The sequence below is a fragment of the Xanthomonas sp. CPBF 426 genome (assembly GCF_903989465.1).
GTDB lineage: Bacteria > Pseudomonadota > Gammaproteobacteria > Xanthomonadales > Xanthomonadaceae > Xanthomonas > Xanthomonas euroxanthea.
In genome coordinates this window covers 4,644,353-4,661,581 of sequence record NZ_LR861805.1, presented here as the reverse complement: position 1 = coordinate 4,661,581, position 17,229 = coordinate 4,644,353, and the positions used below count along the sequence as shown (strand labels likewise).

Here is a 17,229-nt window from a genome sequence, read left to right as displayed (position 1 = left end):
TCCGCACTTTCCCAGGCTGATTCCAGCACCACGTCCAACGACGATCTGTCCGCGTTGCTGGCGCCCAGCGCCGACGGCACGCGGTATGCGCTCTACAGCCCCACTGCGATGCCGAACGCGGGCGCATTCCTGTGGAACCGCCGCATGATGCTGCAGCTCACCTGCCGTGGTTACGCCACCGGGCAGTTCATGCAGCCGGAGCCGGCCAAGTATGCCCATGCGCCACTGCTGGAGGCGCGCAACTTCATGATGCCCGAGCAGCCCTACTACGCGCATCATCCCGGGCGTTTCTTCTATCTCAAGGACGAAGACAGCGGCGCGTTGTATTCGGTGCCGCACGAACCGGTGCGCGCGCCGCCGGAGCAGTTTGCGTTTTCCGCCGGCAAGCACGATGTGCGCTGGCGGGTGCGCCATGACGGCATCGTGGTGGAGCTGTGCGTGGCGTTGCCCACCGACGATGCGGTGGAGCTGTGGGAGTGCCGCGTGCATAACCTGTCCGGCCGCACACGCCGGCTCAGCCTGTATCCGTATTTCCCCATCGGCTACATGTCGTGGATGCATCAGGGCGGCGCCTACGAGCCGGCGCTGGGCGGCATCGTCTGCCGTAGCGTGACGCCGTATCAGAAGGTGCAGGATTATTTCCGCCAGCGTGACTTCAAGGACTGCACCTTCCTGCTGCACGAGCAGCCGCCGGTGGCCTGGGACGCGCAGCAGACGGCCTTCGAAGGCGAGGGTGGCCTGCATGCGCCCTCGGCCATCCAGGCCGAGCAGCTGGGCAATAGCGATGCGCACTACGAGAACCCGGCCGCCGCGTTGCAGTACCGGCTGACGCTGGACGCCGATGCGGCAAGCGTGTACCGCTTCGCGTTCGGGCCGGCCAAGGACGATGCGGAGATCGCCGCGCTGCGTGCGCGTTATCTGTCCGAAGCTGGCTTTGCCGCCGCCGCGCGCGACTACGCGCAGTATCTGCAGGGCGGGCGGGGTTGCGCGCAGATCGCCACGCCCGATCCGGCCCTGGACAACCTGGTCAACCATTGGCTGCCGCGGCAGGTGTTCTATCACGGCGACGTCAATCGCCTGACCACCGATCCGCAGACGCGCAACTATCTGCAGGACCACATGGGCATGGCCTACCTGCAGCCGGCCACCGCACGCGCGGCGTTGCTGCACGCGCTCTCGCAGCAGGAACCCAGCGGTGCGATGCCGGACGGCATCCTGCTGGTGGAAGGCGCCGAGCTGAAATACATCAACCAGGTGCCACATACCGATCACTGCGTGTGGTTGCCGATCTTCCTGAGCGCCTATCTGGCCGAAACCGGCGATGCCAGCGTGCTCGACGCGGTGGTCCGCACGCAGGACGGGCAGGCGCTGAGCGTGGCCGAGCGCCTGGATGCGGCCATGCAATGGTTGCTGGACGCACGCGACGCCCGCGGCCTGAGTTTCATCGCCCAGGGTGACTGGAACGACCCGATGAACATGGTCGGCTGGCGCGGCAAGGGTGTGTCCGGCTGGCTCACCGTGGCCACCGCGTATGCACTGCGGCTGTGGTCGGGCATCTGTGCAGCGCATGGGCGAAGCGCGCAGGCAGAAACGTTTGCGCAGGCCGTGCAGACGGTCAACGCCGATGCCAATCGGGAACTGTGGGACGGCAACTGGTATGCGCGCGGCATCACCGACGACGGCGTGCGCTTCGGCATCGCCGACGATGTGGAAGGACGCATCTATCTCAATCCGCAGAGCTTTGCGCTGCTGGCCGGCACCGCCGATGCCGCGCAGCGCGACGCCTTGCTGGAGGCGGTGCGCGAACAGCTGCATACGCCGTACGGGCCGGTGATGCTGGCCCCGGCGTACACGCATATGCGCGACGACGTGGGCCGGTTGACGCAGAAGTGGCCGGGGGCCGCGGAAAATGGCGCGGTCTACAACCATGCGGTGGCGTTCTACCTGTACAGCCTGTACCAGGTCGGCGAAGCCGACCGCGCCTGGGAGATCCTGCGCGCAATGCTGCCCGGCCCCACCCGCGAGGACGTGCTGCAGCGCGGCCATCTGCCGGTGTCGTTGCCCAATTACTATCGCGGCGCCTGGCATCAATATCCACGCACGGCCGGGCGGTCCAGCCAGCTGTTCAACACCGGCACGGTGGCCTGGGTGTATCGCTGCGTGCTCGAAGGCCTGTTCGGCCTGGTCGGCGAGGGCGATGCATTGGCGATCCGCCCGCAGCTGCCCACGCACTGGCCGCACGCGCAGGTGGCACGCCAGTTCCGCGGCGCGCAGTTCGAGGTGACGCTGACACGGGAGCCGGGACGCACGCAGGTAGATGTTGACGTGGATGGAGCCGCTTGCCCGGACCAGCGTGTGCACGGCATCGTCGCCGGCCGTACGTATCGGGTGCAGGTGCGCCTGCCGGGCTGACGGCCCTCACCCGCCCTTCGGGCACCCTCTCCCGCAGGCGGGAGAGGGGGGCATTGACCGGCCGGACTGCGATCCGGCCGGAGCGGCTCAGCCACTCATGTGGGCGTTTTTTTGGATCTGAAGCTTCGGCGTGGCGGAATCGGCCTGGCGGAACAACAAACGGCTGACCGGTAGCGCACTGCAGACGCCTAGTAGGGAGACGTGGTCCAGGCGAACACACCACGCCTGAGCCAACGCGGATCACTCCCTTCTCCCGCGTGAGGGAGAAGGTGCCCGCAGGGCGGATGAGGGGCGTCTGACGCTTAACTCTCCGCCAACCACTCCGGCACGAACCCCCAACCCCCAATCCCGATTCCCCACTGCGTAAACTCCCAGGCTCGCCTCGCGCCGCCTAGGAACGCCCCTTGGTCTCAAGCTGGATCCTGCTGCTGGTTTCCGTCGGCTATGCCGCGCTGCTGTTTGGCGTGGCGTGGTGGGGTGACCGTCGTCCGCTGTACCCGGAGCGGCCGTGGCTGCGGCCAGCGGTCTACAGCCTGGCGCTGGCGGTGTACTGCTCGTCGTGGACCTTCTACGGCGCGGTCGGCTCGGCGGTGCGCAACGGCATCGGTTATCTGCCAATCTACCTGGGCCCGCTGCTGTTGCTGCTGTTCGGCTGGCGCATCATCGAGCGGCTGGCGTTGATCGCACGCGCCGAGAACACCGTTTCCATCGCCGATTTCATTTCCTCGCGCTATGGCCGTTCGCGGCGGCTGGCGGCGCTGGTGGCGGTGATCGCGCTGGTCGGCATCGTTCCGTATCTGGCCCTGCAGTACAAGGCGGTGGCGATGAGCCTGGAGGTGCTGACCGGGCATAGCAGTGCCGGGCGCGGCATCTTTGCCGACCCGGCGCTGTACGTGGCGCTGTTGATGGCCTTGTTTGCGACCTTGTTCGGCACCCGCCAGGTCGATGCCACCGAACACCACCGCGGCATGATGCTGGCGATCGCGCTGGAGTCGGTGATCAAGTTGATCGCCATCGTCGCGGTGGGCCTGTTCGCCTGGGTGTGGCTGAGCGATCACCAGGTGCCCATCGCCGACTCGGCGCGCACCTTGTTCGAGCACACCCCGTCGGTGGGCTTCATTTCGCAGACCTTGCTCAGCTTCCTGGCGGTGATCTGCCTGCCGCGCCAGTTCCATGTGGCGGTGGTCGAATGCAGCGACGTCGGCGATATCCGGCGCGCGCGCTGGTTGTTCGGTGCCTACCTGGTGATCATCTCGGCAATGGTGGTGCCGATCGCATCGGCCGGCGTGGCCTTGTTCGGCAAGGGCAGTACGGTGGTCGACGATGCGGTGGTGCTGGCGCTGCCGCTGAGCCAGGGCAATACCGTGCTGGCACTGGTGGCGTATGTGGGCGGGTTTTCCGCCGCCACCGGCATGGTGATCGTGGCCAGCATCGCGTTGGCCACGATGGTCAGCAACGACCTGGTGATGCCGGTGCTGCTGCGCCGCCGTGGCAGCGCCGATGCGCGCGCGGCGGTGGCCTCGCGGGTGTTGTGGATCCGCCGCGTCGCCATCCTGCTGCTGGCGCTGATCGCCTACGGCTACCACCGCAGCGTGGCCAACGACACCACCTTGGCTGCCTACGGCCTGATGGCCTTTGCGGCAGTGGCGCAGTTCGCACCCGGGGTGATCGGTGGGCTGTACTGGCGCGGCGCCAGCCGCAAGGGCGTGGAGACCGGCATGGTGCTGGGCTTCATGACCTGGATCTACACGCTGCTGCTGCCGGCCGCCACGCGCGCGGGCTGGCTGCAGCCGGACTGGCTGGTGGACGGGCCGTTCGGCATCGCCTGGTTGCAGCCGCAGCAACTGTTCGGCATGCATGGCTGGGACCCGCTGGCGCATGGCACGTTCTGGTCGCTGCTGATCAATGTCGGCGCGATGATGCTGGTCTCCGCACGCTGGCGCCCCGGGGTGGACGAACGCCTGCGCGCCGCGCCATTCCTGGACCCGTACGCGCAGCGCCCGGCGGTGGCCGGCGACTGGCCCGGGCATGTGCGCGTGGCCGACCTGCAGGCCCTGGCCGAGCGCGTGGTGGGCGAGCGGCATGCGCACCGCGCCTTCGTCGACCAGGCGGTGCTGCTGGAGCGCGAGCTGCAGCCCACCGTGGTGGCCGATCGCGCCTGGGTACAGTTCACCGAGCGCCTGCTGGCCGCCTCGATCGGCGCGGCCTCCGCACGCCTGGTGCTGACCAGCCTGTTGCGCGGCTCGGGCATGGACCTGGGCGAGGTGGTGGCGGTGCTGGACGAGGCCGGCCAGGAGCTGCGCTTCAATCGCGAGATCCTGTCCACCACGCTGGAAAACATCAGCGCCGCGGTCAGTGTGGTCGACCCGGAGATGCGCCTGACCGCGTGGAATCGCCGCTACCAGCAGCTGTTCGGCTATCCGGACGGCATGCTGTATGTCGGCCGCCCGGTGGCGGATCTGATCCGCTACAACGCCGAGCGCGGCGAGCTGGGCGAGGGCGATATCGAAGATCAGATCGATCGCCGTATCCGCCACATGCGCGCCGGCTCGCCGCATGTGTTCGAGCGCACCCGCAGCGACGGCAAGGTGATCGAGATGCGTGGCCAGGCGCTGCCCGGTGGCGGCTATGTCACCAGCTACAACGACATCACCGACTACAAGCGTGCCGAACGTGCGCTGCTGGACGCCAACGAGAACCTGGAACAGCGCGTGGCCGATCGCTCGCGCGAGGCCGAGCTGGCCCAGCAATCCAAGACGCGCTTTCTGGCTGCCATCAGCCACGACGTGTTGCAGCCGCTCAATGCCGCGCGGCTGTTCGCCTCGGCGCTGCGCGAGAGCCACCAGAACAACGAGGAGCAACGCCATCTGGCCGAGCGCGTGGATGCCTCGCTGCGCGCGGCCGAGGAGTTGCTCGATGGCCTGCTCGACGTCTCGCGGCTGGATGCCGGCGGCCTGCGGCCCACGGTCGAGGACTTCGATGCCAGCGCGCTGATGCATGAACTGGCCGCGCAATACGCCCCGGTGGCGTCCAGCCGCGGCCTGCAGCTGCAGGTGCACGCCCGCCCGCGGTGGGTGCGCAGCGACCGCCGTCTGCTGCGCCGGGTGATGCAGAACTTCCTGGCCAATGCGCTGCGCTACACGCGCCAGGGCCGCATCGTGCTGGGCATGCGCGGCCGCGGCGACCAGGTGGAGCTGCAGGTGTGGGATACCGGCCCGGGCATTCCCGAGCACCACATGCGGCAGATCTTCGAAGAGTTCCGCCGCTATCAGCAGCCGTTCGACTGGGGCGAGCAGGGCCTGGGGCTGGGCCTGTCGATCTGCCAGCGCATCTCGCGCCTGCTCGACCACGACCTGAGCGCGCGCAGCCAGGTCGGCCGCGGCAGCATGTTCTCGATCCTGCTGCCGCGCGTGGCGGCAGTGCCGCTGCCACCGGTGCTGCCGGCGGCGGTGGCGCGCGCGCTGCCCAGCGGCGATTCGCTGGCGGGCCTGCGCGTGCTGTGCGTGGACAACGACCGCGAGATCCTCGACGGCATGCGCGCCTTGCTCGGTCGCTGGCAGGTGGAGGTGATCACCGCCAGCACGGTGGACCAGGCGCTGGAACGCGCGCGCGAGCAACCGGACCTGATGCTGGTGGATTACCACCTGCACGACCGGCTCGATGGCCTGGACACGCTGGATGCGCTGCAGGCCGCCGCCCCTGCACCGATTGCCGGCGCGCTGCTCACCGCCGATGGCCGCGATGAACTCAAGCAGCTCGCGCGCGAACGTGGCTATCGCCTGCTGACCAAACCGGTGAAGCCGGCCTCGTTACGCGCGTTCCTGAGTGCGCATCACGATGCGAAAACGCGCTGACGGGTGCATCCCTGCCATCACCGCGACATGCGGCGATGCAGGCGGCATCGAGTAAACATCCCACGATGCCGACCGCGCACGGAGCGCATGCCCTGCATCGTAGGAGCGCACCCGGGCGCGAGGGGCTTTATCGATAACGCCTCGTCGCGCCCAGGTGCGCTCCTACGGCAGACCGCTGCGTGCTATGCGGCGCCGCTGAGGTGTTCGTAGAGGATGATGCTGCCGACGATCACCAGGATCACGCCGCCGAGGATCTCGGCGCGCTTGCCGATCAGGTTGCCGAGCGCGCGGCCCAGCACGCGGTCTAATACGCGGCCTAGCTTGACGCCTGCGGTGGTCATGCACGGAGCGCACTGCCCTGCATCGTAGGAGCGCACCCGGGCGCGAGGGGCTTTATCGATAACGCCTCGTCGCGCCCGGGTGCGCTCCTACGGCAGACTGCTGCGTGCTACGCGGCGCCGCTGAGGTGTTCGTAGAGGATGACGCTGCCGACGATCACCAGGATCACGCCACCGAGGATCTCGGCGCGCTTGCCGATCAGGTTGCCGAGCACGCGGCCCAGCACGCGGTCTAATACGCGGCCCAGCTTGACGCCTGCGGTGGTCATGCACGGAGCGCACTGCCCTGCATCGTAGGAGCGCACCTGGGCGCGAGGGGCTTTATCGATAACGCCTCGTCGCGCCCAGGTGCGCTCCTACCGGAGAATGCTGCGTGCTATGCGGCACCGCTGAGGTGTTCGTAGAGGATGACGCTGCCGACGATCACCAGGATCACGCCGCCGAGGATCTCGGCGCGCTTGCCGATCAGGTTGCCGAGCACGCGGCCCAGCATGACGCCTGCGGTGACCATGCTGAAGGTGCACAGCCCGACCACCACCGCCACCACGCCGATATGCACGTCCAGAAACGCCAGGCTCACGCCGACCGCCATCGCATCGATGCTGGTGGCAAAACCCGTGGTGGCCAGGGCGAGCAGGCCGTGCCGTTTTGGCGTGTCGGCAGCTGCATCTTCAATCTCGTCGGCTTCGTTGCGCAGGCCGGCCACAATCATGTGCACGCCCAGGCCGCCGAGCAGCACGAAGGCAATCCAGTGATCGAACGCACGCAGGTGGCTGGACGCGGCGCGCCCCAGCAGCCAGCCGATCACCGGGGTGATCGCCTCGATGCTGCCGAAGATCAAACCGGCGCGTAGCGCATCGCGCCACTGCGGCTTGCGCATGGCCGCGCCCTTGCCGATCGCTGCGGCAAACGCATCGGTGGACATCGCAAAACCGATCAACACAATGGAAAACGGGGACATCGACATTCTCGGGTTGGGCACGATCGCAACGACATGCGCCCGCGCCAACCGTTGTTGTGCGCGCATGCCGCTGGTCTCGCCAAACCACGATTGGTTGCCTGCACCACGGCGCAATGGCCGAGTATGTTGATGCAGGCGCTTTCGATGGACGAAAGCAGGCTACTCCCCAAGGGGGCGCGCAGTGTAGCAACGCATGGCCGCGTTCGGTGCGCCTGCACTGCACGCGAAGGTCGGTCTGATCTTTATAGCCGTGGCTATTGCGACCCGGGATTTACGCGGGTTTTTGCCTTGTTTCCAGGCGCCAGGGCCCGGACGGCAGGTCCACCCACCGGTCGGATGTGGTGCCCGATTGCCTTGGCTATGATGACGAACGGTCTCCACGCCGATGAAGCAGGCAGCGAAAAACGTTGGGGAAAAGCCGCTGATGTGGGATGTGCTGCAAGCAGTGCGATATGGAACTCCGTGGCTGGACGTGCGTGCGTGCATGCGCCGGCGCCGGCTTGCCGCTGTCTTTCAGGACGCCGATGCAGGCGTGCAGCGATCAGCAACATGCACCGATGCCGCTCTCCGGAACACTGCGATGTGCGCGGCCTGCGACGCCGCAGCGGGTGCACGCGACACCGGTCGCGTGGAGCGCGATGGCCAGGCTGCCCTCGCAGCCGCAGCACTCCGGAAAAATCACCCAGCGCTACACGCACAGGCTCAGCCGCGCAGCGGGTAGACGCCAGAGCCAACCGCCGGCAGCGCGCAGCGGGGAGCCACCAGCACCGACGCAAACAAACGCCCGGCCCGGGCCGCTGCTACAGCAACGCTGCGGAGATCTCCGCTGTCGCCGCGCACAAGGCCTGCAGCGCCGCGTGCGGGCCGACCAGCTCCGGGCGGCGCGCGATGAACGGGACGGTCAGCGTATAGGTCGCGCTGCCGCGTTGCAGGATCGGTGCGGTCAGGTCGACCACGCCCACCACCGCTTCGCTGGGCTGCATGGCATAGCCATCGTTGCGCGCCTGCGCGGCGGCCGCCAGGAACTGCGCACGCTCGAACGGCACCTCGCTGGCGTCGAGCATGTCCAGCCAGCGCGCCTGCACCTCCGGCTGCTGGAACGCGAACAGCACCAGCCCGGAACTGGAATGGGTCAGCGGGCGGCGATGGCCCGGGCGCACCACCAGGCCCAGGTCGCTGGGCACGTCCATCTGCGCGATCACCACGATCTGGTCGCCGGACGGTGCCACCAGGTGGCAGGGCTGATAGATCGCATCGGCCAGCCGCCGCATCACCGGCAACGCCGCTTCGCTGATGCTCTGCACCTGCGGCTGCTGCATGCCGAGCATGAACAGCCGATTGGTCAACACATAGTCGCCTTCGCCGTCGCGGGTGAGATAGCCGCGCTCCTCCAGCACCTGCAGCATGCGGAAGATCTCCCCGCGCGAGCGACCGATGCCCTGCGAGATCGCGCCCATGCTCATCGGCTGTGCCTGGCGGGCGAGCAGCTCGAGGATGTCCAGGCCCTTGTCCAGGGCGGGGGCGCGGTACTTGGCGGGTTCGGTGCTCATCCGTCTGCGGCTCCAGGCAAGGCTGCGGCGCGCCAGGGTACAGGCATTGCGGGCAGCGGTGAGGGTCGGCCCTCGCGTGCAAATATAAACAAAGTTTTTATATTTGCATGGTGCTGGCCTGCGCAGTACGCTCGCCGCACAGCAACGCAAGCGCCACAGCCTTGGGAGGGGATCGGTCGCATGCATCACAGTGACATTGCCGCGTCACCGCGCGGCAACCTGGCGCGTACCGCCATGGTTCCCCTGTTGTTGATCGTCAGCCTGTTCTTTCTATGGGGCATGGCCAACAACCTCAACGACATCCTGATCAAGCAGTTCAAGAAGGCCTTCGAGCTGACCGACCTGCAGGCAGGCCTGGTGCAGAGCGCGTTCTACCTGGGCTATTTCGTGTTCGCGATGCCGGCGGCGATGTTCATGCGCCGCTATAGCTACAAGGCGGCCGTGGTGTTGGGCCTGCTGCTGTATGCATGCGGCGCGTTCCTGTTCTATCCGGCCGCGCAGGTGCATACCTACTGGCTGTTCCTGCTGGCCTTGTTCGTGATCGCCAGCGGCCTGGCGTTCCTGGAAACCACCGCCAACCCGCTGGTGACCGTGCTCGGCCCGGCAGAAGGCGCGGCACGGCGGTTGAACCTGGCCCAGGCATTCAACCCGTTGGGCTCGATCACCGGCGTGCTGGTCGGCCAGCACTTCATCTTCTCCGGCGTGGAGCACACCCCGGCCGAGCTGGCGGCGATGACGCCGGCCGCGCGCGCGGCGTTCTTCGCCACCGAATCGGCGGCGGTGCAGACGCCGTACCTGGTGATCGGCGCGGTGGTGGTGGTGTGGGCGATCCTGATTGCGCTGGTGCGCTTTCCCACCGGTGATGCCGGCGCGGGCGAGGCTGCGCCCAGGCGCGCACGCTTTAGCGAATTGCTGCGCAACCGGCTGTTCGTGTTTTCGGTGGTGGCGCAGTTCTTCTACGTGGGCGCGCAGGTTGGCATCTGGAGTTATCTGATCCGCTATCTGCAGGACGCGGTGCCGGGCACGCCGGAAAAAAGCGCGGCCACCTATCTGACCATCTCGCTGGTGCTGTTCATGGCCGGCCGCTTCATCGGCACCGCGTTGTTGCGCTATCTGGCGCCGGCCAGGTTGCTGGCGAGCTTCGCCACGATCAATCTGGTCTTGTGTGCGGTGGCGATTGCCTTCCCCGGTTGGACCGGCCTGTATGCGCTGGTGGCGGCAAGCGTGTTCATGTCGGTGATGTTTCCGACCATCTTTGCGCTGGGCCTGGACGGCATGCATGACGATGCGCGCAAGCTGGGCTCGTCCTTGCTGGTGATGTCGATCATTGGCGGTGCGCTGCTGACGGCAGTGATGGGCGCGGTGTCGGACCTGGCCGGTATCCACTGGGCGATGGTGGTGCCGGGTGGGTGCTTTGCGGTGATCCTGCTGTTCGCGTTGCGCGCACGGCGCGCGGCGCCGGTGATTGCTGGGGCGGGCGCATGAGCACGCGGCGGCTGTGCTACGTGCTGGATCTGCACGACGATGCGCAGTTGATCGCCGAGTACGAGCGTTGGCATCGGCCCAGCGAGGTCTGGCCGGAAGTGGTGGCCTCGTTGCAGCAGGCCGGCATCCTGGAGCTGGAGATCTTCCGCAGCGGCGATCGGCTGGTGATGCTGATGGAGGTCGGCGACACCTACGATCCGGCGGCCAAGGCCGCGCGGGATGCGGCCGATCCGCGGATCCAGGCCTGGGAAGACCTGATGTGGCGGTTTCAGAAACCGCTGCCGGGCAGCGCGCCTGGGGAGAAGTGGCGCGAGGCGGGGCGGATCTTTGCGTTGAGTGCGGCGATCGACGCGCAGCGCTAGCCGTGCCCCTCATCCGCCCTTCGGGCACCTTCTCCCGCTTGCGGGAGAAGGGAGCAGTCGCTTGGCGGGGCTGCGGTCCGGCCGGCCTGGCAATATCGGGTGGTGCGCTTGTGGGTCTGCGTCTTCGGCCTGGCGAACGGCTGACTGGCAGCATGCTGCAGACGCCCGACGGTGGAGACATGGCGCAGACGCCTACCCCACCTGAGCCAACGCCGACCACGCCCTTCTCCCGGGTGCGGGAGAAGGTGCCCGCCGGGCGGATGAGGGGGCTGCGTGCTCAGTCCTCGCCGTTGCCGGCCAGATCTTCGACCCGGAAACGTTCACCTGGATGGCAGAGCCGTTCCGTCCGGATTCCAGTCTAGGCCGGACAACCGCTTCCTTCTCCCGCAGGCGGGAGAAGGTGCCCGCAGGGCGGATGAGGGGTTGCGTGCTCAGTCCTCGCCGTTGCCGGGCAGATCTACGACCCGGAAACGTTCACCTGGATGGCGGCTGTTCCGGCCGCATCGCAGTCCCGGCCGGACAACCGCTTCCTTCTCCCGCGCCCGGGAGAAGGTGCCCGCAGGGCGGATGAGGGGCTGGGTGCTCAGTCCTTGGCGTTGCCGGCCAGATCTACGACCCGGAAACATTCACCTGGATGGCGGAGCCGTTCCGGTCGCATCGCAGTCCCGGCCGGACAACTGCTTCCTTCTCCCGCAGGCGGGAGAAGGTGCCCGCAGGGCGGATGAGGGGCTGGGTGCTCAGTCCTTGCCGTTGCCGGCCAGATCTACGACCCGGAAACGTTCACCTGGATGGCGGAGCCGTTCCGGCCGCATCGCAGTCCCGGCCGGCCAACCGCTTCCTTCTCCCGCAGGCGGGAGAAGGTGCCCGAAGGGCGGATGAGGGGTTGCGTGCTCAGTCCTCGCCGTTGCCGGGCAGATCTACGACGCAGAAACGTTCACCTGGATGGCGGCTGTTCCGGCCGCATCGCAGTCCCGGCCGGACAACCGCTTCCTTCTCCCGCAGGCGGGAGAAGGTGCCCGCAGGGCGGATGAGGGGCTGGGTGCTCAGGCCTTGGCGTTGCCGGCCAGATCTTCGACCCAGAAACGTCCTTCCGGATAGCTGAACTCCGCGATCGAGGACGCATGCATTTCCGCCGAGAAACCTGCCGCCTCCGGGGCCAGGTAGCGGCCGTGCCGGATGCGCACCGGGTCCAGGAAATGCTGGTGCAGGTGGTCGACGAATTCGATCGCGCGGTCTTCCATCTTGCCGGTGATGGCGACGAAGTCGGCCATGGCCAGGTGTTGCACCAGTTCGCACAGGCCGACGCCGCCGGCGTGCGGGAACACGCGGATATTGAACTTGGCGGCCAGCAGCAGGATGGCGAGGTTTTCGTTGACCCCGCCCACGCGCGCGGCGTCGATCTGGATCAGGTCCACCGCGCCGGCCTGCAATAGCTGCTTGAACACCACCCGGTTCTGGGTGTGCTCGCCGGTGGACACCGGTACCGGCGTGATGCCCTGGCGGATCGCGGCGTGGCCGAGCACATCGTCCGGACTGGTCGGTTCCTCGATCCAGGCGATGTCGAATTCGGCCAGCTGGCGCATCCAGTCGATCGCCGGGCCCACGTCCCAGCGCTGGTTGGCGTCCACCGCCATCGCGATGTCCGGGCCGATCGCCTCGCGTGCCAGGCGGCAGCGGCGGATGTCGTCCTGCACTTTGGCGCCGACCTTGAGCTTGATGGTGCGGAAGCCGTCGGCCACCGCTTCCTTGGCCAGGCGCACCAGCTTCTCGTCCGAGTAGCCGAGCCAGCCGGGCGAGGTGGTGTAGGCCGGATAGCCCTGTTCGATCAGCGTGGCGATGCGTTGCGCGCGCTGCGGTTGCGCCGCGCGCAGGATCGCCAGCGCTTCGTCGCGGGTGAGCGCGTCGGTGAGGTAGCGGAAGTCGATGGTGTCGACCAGCTGCTCGGGCGTGAGTTCGGCGATGTAGCGCCACAGCGGTTTTTTCGCCGCGCGCGCTGCCAGATCCCAGGCGGCGTTGATCACCGCGCCGATCGCCATGTGCATCACGCCCTTTTCCGGGCCCAGCCAGCGCAGCTGCGAGTCGTTGGTGAGCCGGCGCGCGAACGCACCCAGATCGGCGATGACCTCGTCCACCGACAGGCCGACCACGTGCTCGGCCAGTGCGGCCACCGCGGCGGTCTGCACATCGTTGCCGCGGCCGATGGTGAACACCAGGCCGTAGCCGGCCAGGTCATCCGGCGCATCGGTGCGCAGCACGACGTAGGCGGCCGAGTAATCCGGATCCGGATTCATCGCATCCGACCCATCGAGCTCGCGCGAGGTGGGAAAGCGGACGTCGTGGGTGTCGAGGGCGATGATGGTGCGCATGAAAGTCCTGGGCGATGGAAGCGAAAATTAGAAACGCGCGGAGTAAGACGGAAACGGAGCAGGACGCCAGAGCCTCTCTCCCACCGGGAGAGGGGCTTCGGGCTGCATCGTGCCGGATGTATTACGACTTGCCTTGACCGCCATCTCTTTCCAATGCGGAAAAAGGTGCTGAGGAAAGAGGCCTCAAGCCGCATCACGCGGATGCGCCACCACCGGCTGGCGCTGGCGACCCAGCCCTTCGATCTCCAGCTCCATCACGTCGCCCGGCTTCAGGTACACCGGCGGCTTCTGGCCCAGGCCCACGCCCGGCGGGGTGCCGGTGCTGATCACATCGCCCGGCATCAGCGTCATGTAGCGGCTGATGTGGCTGACCAGTTCGGCCACGCCGAACACCATCGTGCGGGTGCTGCCGTTCTGGTAGCGGTGGCCGTTGACCTCCAGCCACATCGACAGGTTCTGCGGGTCGGCGATTTCATCGCGGGTGACCAGCCACGGGCCGATCGGGCCGAAGGTGTCGGCGCTCTTGCCCTTGACCCATTGGCCGCCGTGTTCGAGCTGGAATTCGCGCTCGGACAGGTCGTTGATCACCGCGTAGCCGGCGACATGGTTCAGCGCCTCGTCCACCGTGACATCGCGCGCCACATCGCCGATCACCACGCCCAGTTCCACTTCCCAATCGCTCTTGACCGAGCCGCGCGGGATGATCACGGTGTCGTTCGGCCCGGTCACCGCGGTGGTGGCCTTCATGAACAGGATCGGCATCTTGGGCACGTCCATGCCCGATTCGGCGGCGTGGTCGGCGTAGTTCAAGCCCACGCAGATGAACTTGCCGATCTGGCCCACGGCGGCGCCATAGCGCAGCTCGCCTTCGAGCAGCGGCAGCGTGGCCACATCCAGCGCACGCAGTTTGTCCAGGCCGGCATTGGTGATGTGCTCGCCGGCCACATCGTCGATCACACCGCTCAGATCGCGGATGCGGCCTTGGTCATCGATCAGGCCGGGACGTTCCTGGCCGGGGGCGCCAACGCGTACGAGTTTCATGCAGTCTTCCTTTGCAGGTGAGGAATGGAGCGGCCAGCAACGCTGGCGCGCGTGCATCGGGTGGGTAAGGGCGGCGGGCGCAAACCGAGGCGGACGAGCGGGACGCATCGCATCTGGCAGTGGTGCGCGGCGCCGCGATCCATCGTCGTACTCAGTTCGACCAGCCGCCATCGATGATATGGGTCTGGCCGGTGGTGAACGACGATTCGTCCGAGGCCAGGTACACCACCAGGTTCGCGATTTCGCGCGGGTCGCCCAGGCGGCCCATCGGCTGGCGGTCGGTGAAGCTCTTCCACACGGCCTGTTCGTCGCCGCCCAGCGCCTTGACGCGCTGGCCCAGCGACGGCGTCTTGATGGTGCCGGGGCAGATCGCGTTGCAGCGCACGCCCTGGGCCACGTAATCGGCGGCAATGGCCTTGCTCAGGCCGATCACCGCCGCCTTGGTGACGCCGTAGACGAAGCGGTTCGGCACGCCCTTGATGCTGGAGGCCACCGAGGACATGTTGATGATGCTGCCGCGGCCGCGCTCGAGCATGCCCGGCAGCACCGCCTTGCAGGTGTAGTACATCGCATCGACGTTGATCGAGAACGAGCGGCGCCAGGCCGGCTCGTCGCAATCGAGGATGCTGCCCTGGTGCACGAAGCCGGCACAGTTGAACAACACATCGAACGGGCCGTGCGCGGCGACCAGGTCGGCAACCGCCGATGCATCGGTGACATCCAGCAGCTGGGTGGTGATGGCATCGGATTCGGCTGCCAGCGCCTGCAAGGCCGCGGCGTCGATATCGGTGGCGATCACCTGCGCACCGGCACGCGCGCAGGCCAGCGCGCTTTCGCGGCCGATGCCGGCGCCGGCGGCGGTGATCAGGCAGCGCTTGCCATGCAGGCGGTCGTTGGGAGTTGCAGGGATCGAGACAGTCATACCGAAGAGGTTCCGTGGGTGGGGGCCGCCGGCCGTGGCAGACGATAGAACGTGCGTGCGTTGTCGCCGAACACGGCCGCGGCATGGCCGTCGGCGTGTGTGGCAACCAGGTGCTGTGCGATCTCAAGCCACTGCGCATACTCGGCGCGCTGGGTCAGCACCGGCCAGTCGCTGCCCCACAGCATGCGCTGCGGGCCGAAGCGTGCGAACAGATGCGCGACATACGGCTCCAGCGCCTCCACGCCGGCGCCGCGCGCTGCTTCGGTGAGCAGGCCGGAGAGTTTGCAGTGCACGTTGGGATGCTGCGCCAGCGCGGCCATGCCGGCGGCCCAGGCGACGAATTCGCCCGCGGCGATCTGCGGCTTGCCGCCGTGATCGACGACCACGCGCAACTGCGGATGGCGCTTCAGGCGCGCCTGCAGTGCCGGCACATGCACGCTGCGGATCAAGGCGTCGAAGGCCAGGTCGTGCGCGAGCAGGGCGTCGAAGGCGGCATCCAGCCCGGGCTGGGTCAGCCATTGCGCGTCAGCAATGTCCTGCACCATCGGGCGCAGGCCCTTGAGCATGCCACTGCCTGCCTGCACCAGCGCATCGATGCGCGCGGCGGCATCGGGCGCGGCGAAATCGACCCAACCCACCACGCCGGCGATGCGCGCATCGGCGCGCGCCAGCTCGAACAGGTAGCGCGTTTCGGCCTCGGTCGCGGCGGCCTGCACCACCACCACGCCATCGATATCGGCAGCGTCCAGCGCCTGGCCGATATCGGCGGGGCCGAAGTCGCGATACAGCGGCGCCAGTTCGGGCGTCAGCCAGTGGTAATCGCCACGGGCCAGCTGCCAGAAATGCAGATGCGCGTCGATGCGGCTCATGGCGTGGGCAGGTCCGCGTCGAGTAGGCCGTCATCGCGCAGGCGCTGCCACAGCGCAGGCGGAATCGCCGCCTGCAACCGCGTGGCGGCCGAGTGCACCTCGGCCACCGTCCGCATGCCGGCCACCACCGTGGTCACCGCCGGATGCGCCAGCGGGAACTGCAACGCGGCCGCGCCGATATCCACCCCGAACGCCGCGCAGGCTGCATACAGGCGCTGCGCATGCTGCAGGGTGGCGGTGTCGACCGGGGCGTAGTTGTAGGTCGCGCCGGGGCCATGTGCGTCGCTGAGCAGGCCGGAGCTGTACGGGCCGGCCGACAGGATCGCCACGTTGCGCTGCTGCGCCTGCTCGAGCAGCGCGCGGGCACCGTGCTGCTCCAGCAGCGTGTAGCGGCCGGCCAGCATCACGCAGTCGAGCGGAAAGCGTGGCAGCACCTCCAGCGCCACGTCCTGCTCGTTGACCCCCAGCCCGATCGCCCCGCAGGCACCGGCCGCCTTCAGCTCCGCCATCGCCGGCAAGGCCTCCTCCAAGGCCTGGCGCAGGACGTTGGCGTGGTTGTCGCCGTGGGTCAGCGCACCGATGTCGTGCAGCAGCAGCACGTCGATGTAGTCGGTGCCCAGGCGCTCCAGGCTGGAGGCAAACGCGCGCCGCACGCCGTCGGCGCTGTAGTCGAACTCGGCGCGCCGGCCCGCCACGGCAAAGCCGTCGCGCCCGGCGGTGGCCTGCGCGTCGTCGTGGATGCAGCGGCCGACCTTGGTCGACAGCGTGTAGGCGCTGCGCGGCACGCCGGCCAAACCACGGCCCAGGCGCGTCTCGCTCAGCCCGTAGCCGTAGTACGGCGCGGTGTCGAAGTGCCGGATGCCGGCCTGGTACGCAGCCGCCACCGCGGCCAGCGCCTGGCCGTCATCGACCTCGGTATACAGATTGCCGATCGGCGCGGCGCCAAACCCCAGTGCCGACAGCTGCACATCGGTGCCGCCCAGACGCTGCCGCGCAATGCTCACGCCGCACACTCCGCGCGCAGGGCGGTCGCGGGGCAGGTGCACACGGAATCTGGGAAGCAGGAGCT

Annotated in this window: 11 protein-coding genes, 2 pseudogenes and 1 riboswitch; of the genes and pseudogenes, 4 read left to right on the top strand and 9 right to left on the bottom strand. The window is 67.8% G+C overall.

Annotated features, from left to right (window positions below; translation table 11 throughout):
- Nucleotides 1-57 precede the first annotated feature (57 nt).
- Both H7A87_RS19765 and H7A87_RS19760 read left to right on the top strand, forming a co-directional pair.
- On the top strand, nucleotides 58-2,412 hold the full coding sequence (locus H7A87_RS19765; RefSeq protein WP_180497052.1) for an NdvB protein: 2,355 nt from the start codon (nucleotides 58-60) through the stop codon (nucleotides 2,410-2,412).
- Nucleotides 2,413-2,816: 404 nt separating this feature from the next.
- Nucleotides 2,817-6,266, top strand: a complete 3,450-nt coding sequence (locus tag H7A87_RS19760; protein ID WP_119129887.1) for a PAS domain-containing hybrid sensor histidine kinase/response regulator — start codon at nucleotides 2,817-2,819, stop codon at nucleotides 6,264-6,266.
- A 182-nt stretch (nucleotides 6,267-6,448) separates the two neighbouring features.
- Here H7A87_RS19760 and H7A87_RS19755 read toward each other — a convergent pair.
- The 4 genes and pseudogenes from H7A87_RS19755 to H7A87_RS19740 all read right to left on the bottom strand — a co-directional run.
- Nucleotides 6,449-6,565, bottom strand: a pseudogene (locus H7A87_RS19755) (manganese efflux pump); the annotation flags it as partial.
- Nucleotides 6,566-6,714: 149 nt separating this feature from the next.
- Nucleotides 6,715-6,831: pseudogene (locus tag H7A87_RS19750) on the bottom strand (manganese efflux pump); the annotation flags it as partial.
- 149 nt (nucleotides 6,832-6,980) lie between these two features.
- Entirely contained in the window at nucleotides 6,981-7,565 is a 585-nt protein-coding gene (locus H7A87_RS19745; RefSeq protein ID WP_104649912.1) for a manganese efflux pump MntP family protein, read from the bottom strand.
- A gap of 46 nt (nucleotides 7,566-7,611) precedes the next feature.
- A riboswitch (yybP-ykoY riboswitch) is annotated at nucleotides 7,612-7,740 on the bottom strand.
- A gap of 625 nt (nucleotides 7,741-8,365) precedes the next feature.
- Nucleotides 8,366-9,115 carry a helix-turn-helix domain-containing protein gene (locus H7A87_RS19740; protein WP_104585589.1) on the bottom strand — a complete coding sequence of 250 codons (750 nt, stop codon included), beginning with the start codon at nucleotides 9,113-9,115 and terminating at the stop codon, nucleotides 8,366-8,368.
- 180 nt (nucleotides 9,116-9,295) lie between these two features.
- Between H7A87_RS19740 and fucP the strand changes: the two genes are divergently transcribed.
- Together fucP and H7A87_RS19730 are read left to right on the top strand one after the other, a co-directional pair.
- Entirely contained in the window at nucleotides 9,296-10,600 is a 1,305-nt protein-coding gene (gene fucP, locus H7A87_RS19735; protein ID WP_119129886.1) for an L-fucose:H+ symporter permease, read from the top strand.
- Complete coding sequence (locus tag H7A87_RS19730) at nucleotides 10,597-10,962, top strand: L-fucose mutarotase (protein ID WP_104585593.1); 366 nt, start codon at nucleotides 10,597-10,599, stop codon at nucleotides 10,960-10,962. The genes fucP and H7A87_RS19730 overlap by 4 nt, the downstream gene beginning before the upstream one ends.
- Before the next feature lie 1,043 nt (nucleotides 10,963-12,005).
- On the opposite strand, the gene H7A87_RS19725 is transcribed toward H7A87_RS19730, so the two are convergent.
- From H7A87_RS19725 to H7A87_RS19705, 5 genes are all read right to left on the bottom strand, one after another.
- Nucleotides 12,006-13,328 (bottom strand): L-fuconate dehydratase, encoded by a 1,323-nt coding sequence (locus H7A87_RS19725; protein ID WP_119129885.1) that lies wholly within the window; start codon nucleotides 13,326-13,328, stop codon nucleotides 12,006-12,008.
- A 183-nt stretch (nucleotides 13,329-13,511) separates the two neighbouring features.
- On the bottom strand, nucleotides 13,512-14,369 hold the full coding sequence (locus H7A87_RS19720; protein WP_115678111.1) for a fumarylacetoacetate hydrolase family protein: 858 nt from the start codon (nucleotides 14,367-14,369) through the stop codon (nucleotides 13,512-13,514).
- Nucleotides 14,370-14,520: 151 nt separating this feature from the next.
- Nucleotides 14,521-15,291 (bottom strand): SDR family oxidoreductase, encoded by a 771-nt coding sequence (locus H7A87_RS19715; protein WP_119129884.1) that lies wholly within the window; start codon nucleotides 15,289-15,291, stop codon nucleotides 14,521-14,523.
- The gene (locus H7A87_RS19710) at nucleotides 15,288-16,160 is read right to left on the bottom strand and encodes an amidohydrolase family protein (protein WP_119129883.1); all 873 of its coding nucleotides are present in this window, start codon (nucleotides 16,158-16,160) and stop codon (nucleotides 15,288-15,290) included. Before H7A87_RS19710 ends, H7A87_RS19715 begins: the two co-directional genes overlap by 4 nt.
- Nucleotides 16,157-17,200, bottom strand: coding sequence for an aldo/keto reductase (locus H7A87_RS19705; RefSeq protein ID WP_321186794.1), 1,044 nt, complete (start codon nucleotides 17,198-17,200; stop codon nucleotides 16,157-16,159). The genes H7A87_RS19710 and H7A87_RS19705 overlap by 4 nt, the downstream gene beginning before the upstream one ends.
- Nucleotides 17,201-17,229 lie beyond the last annotated feature (29 nt).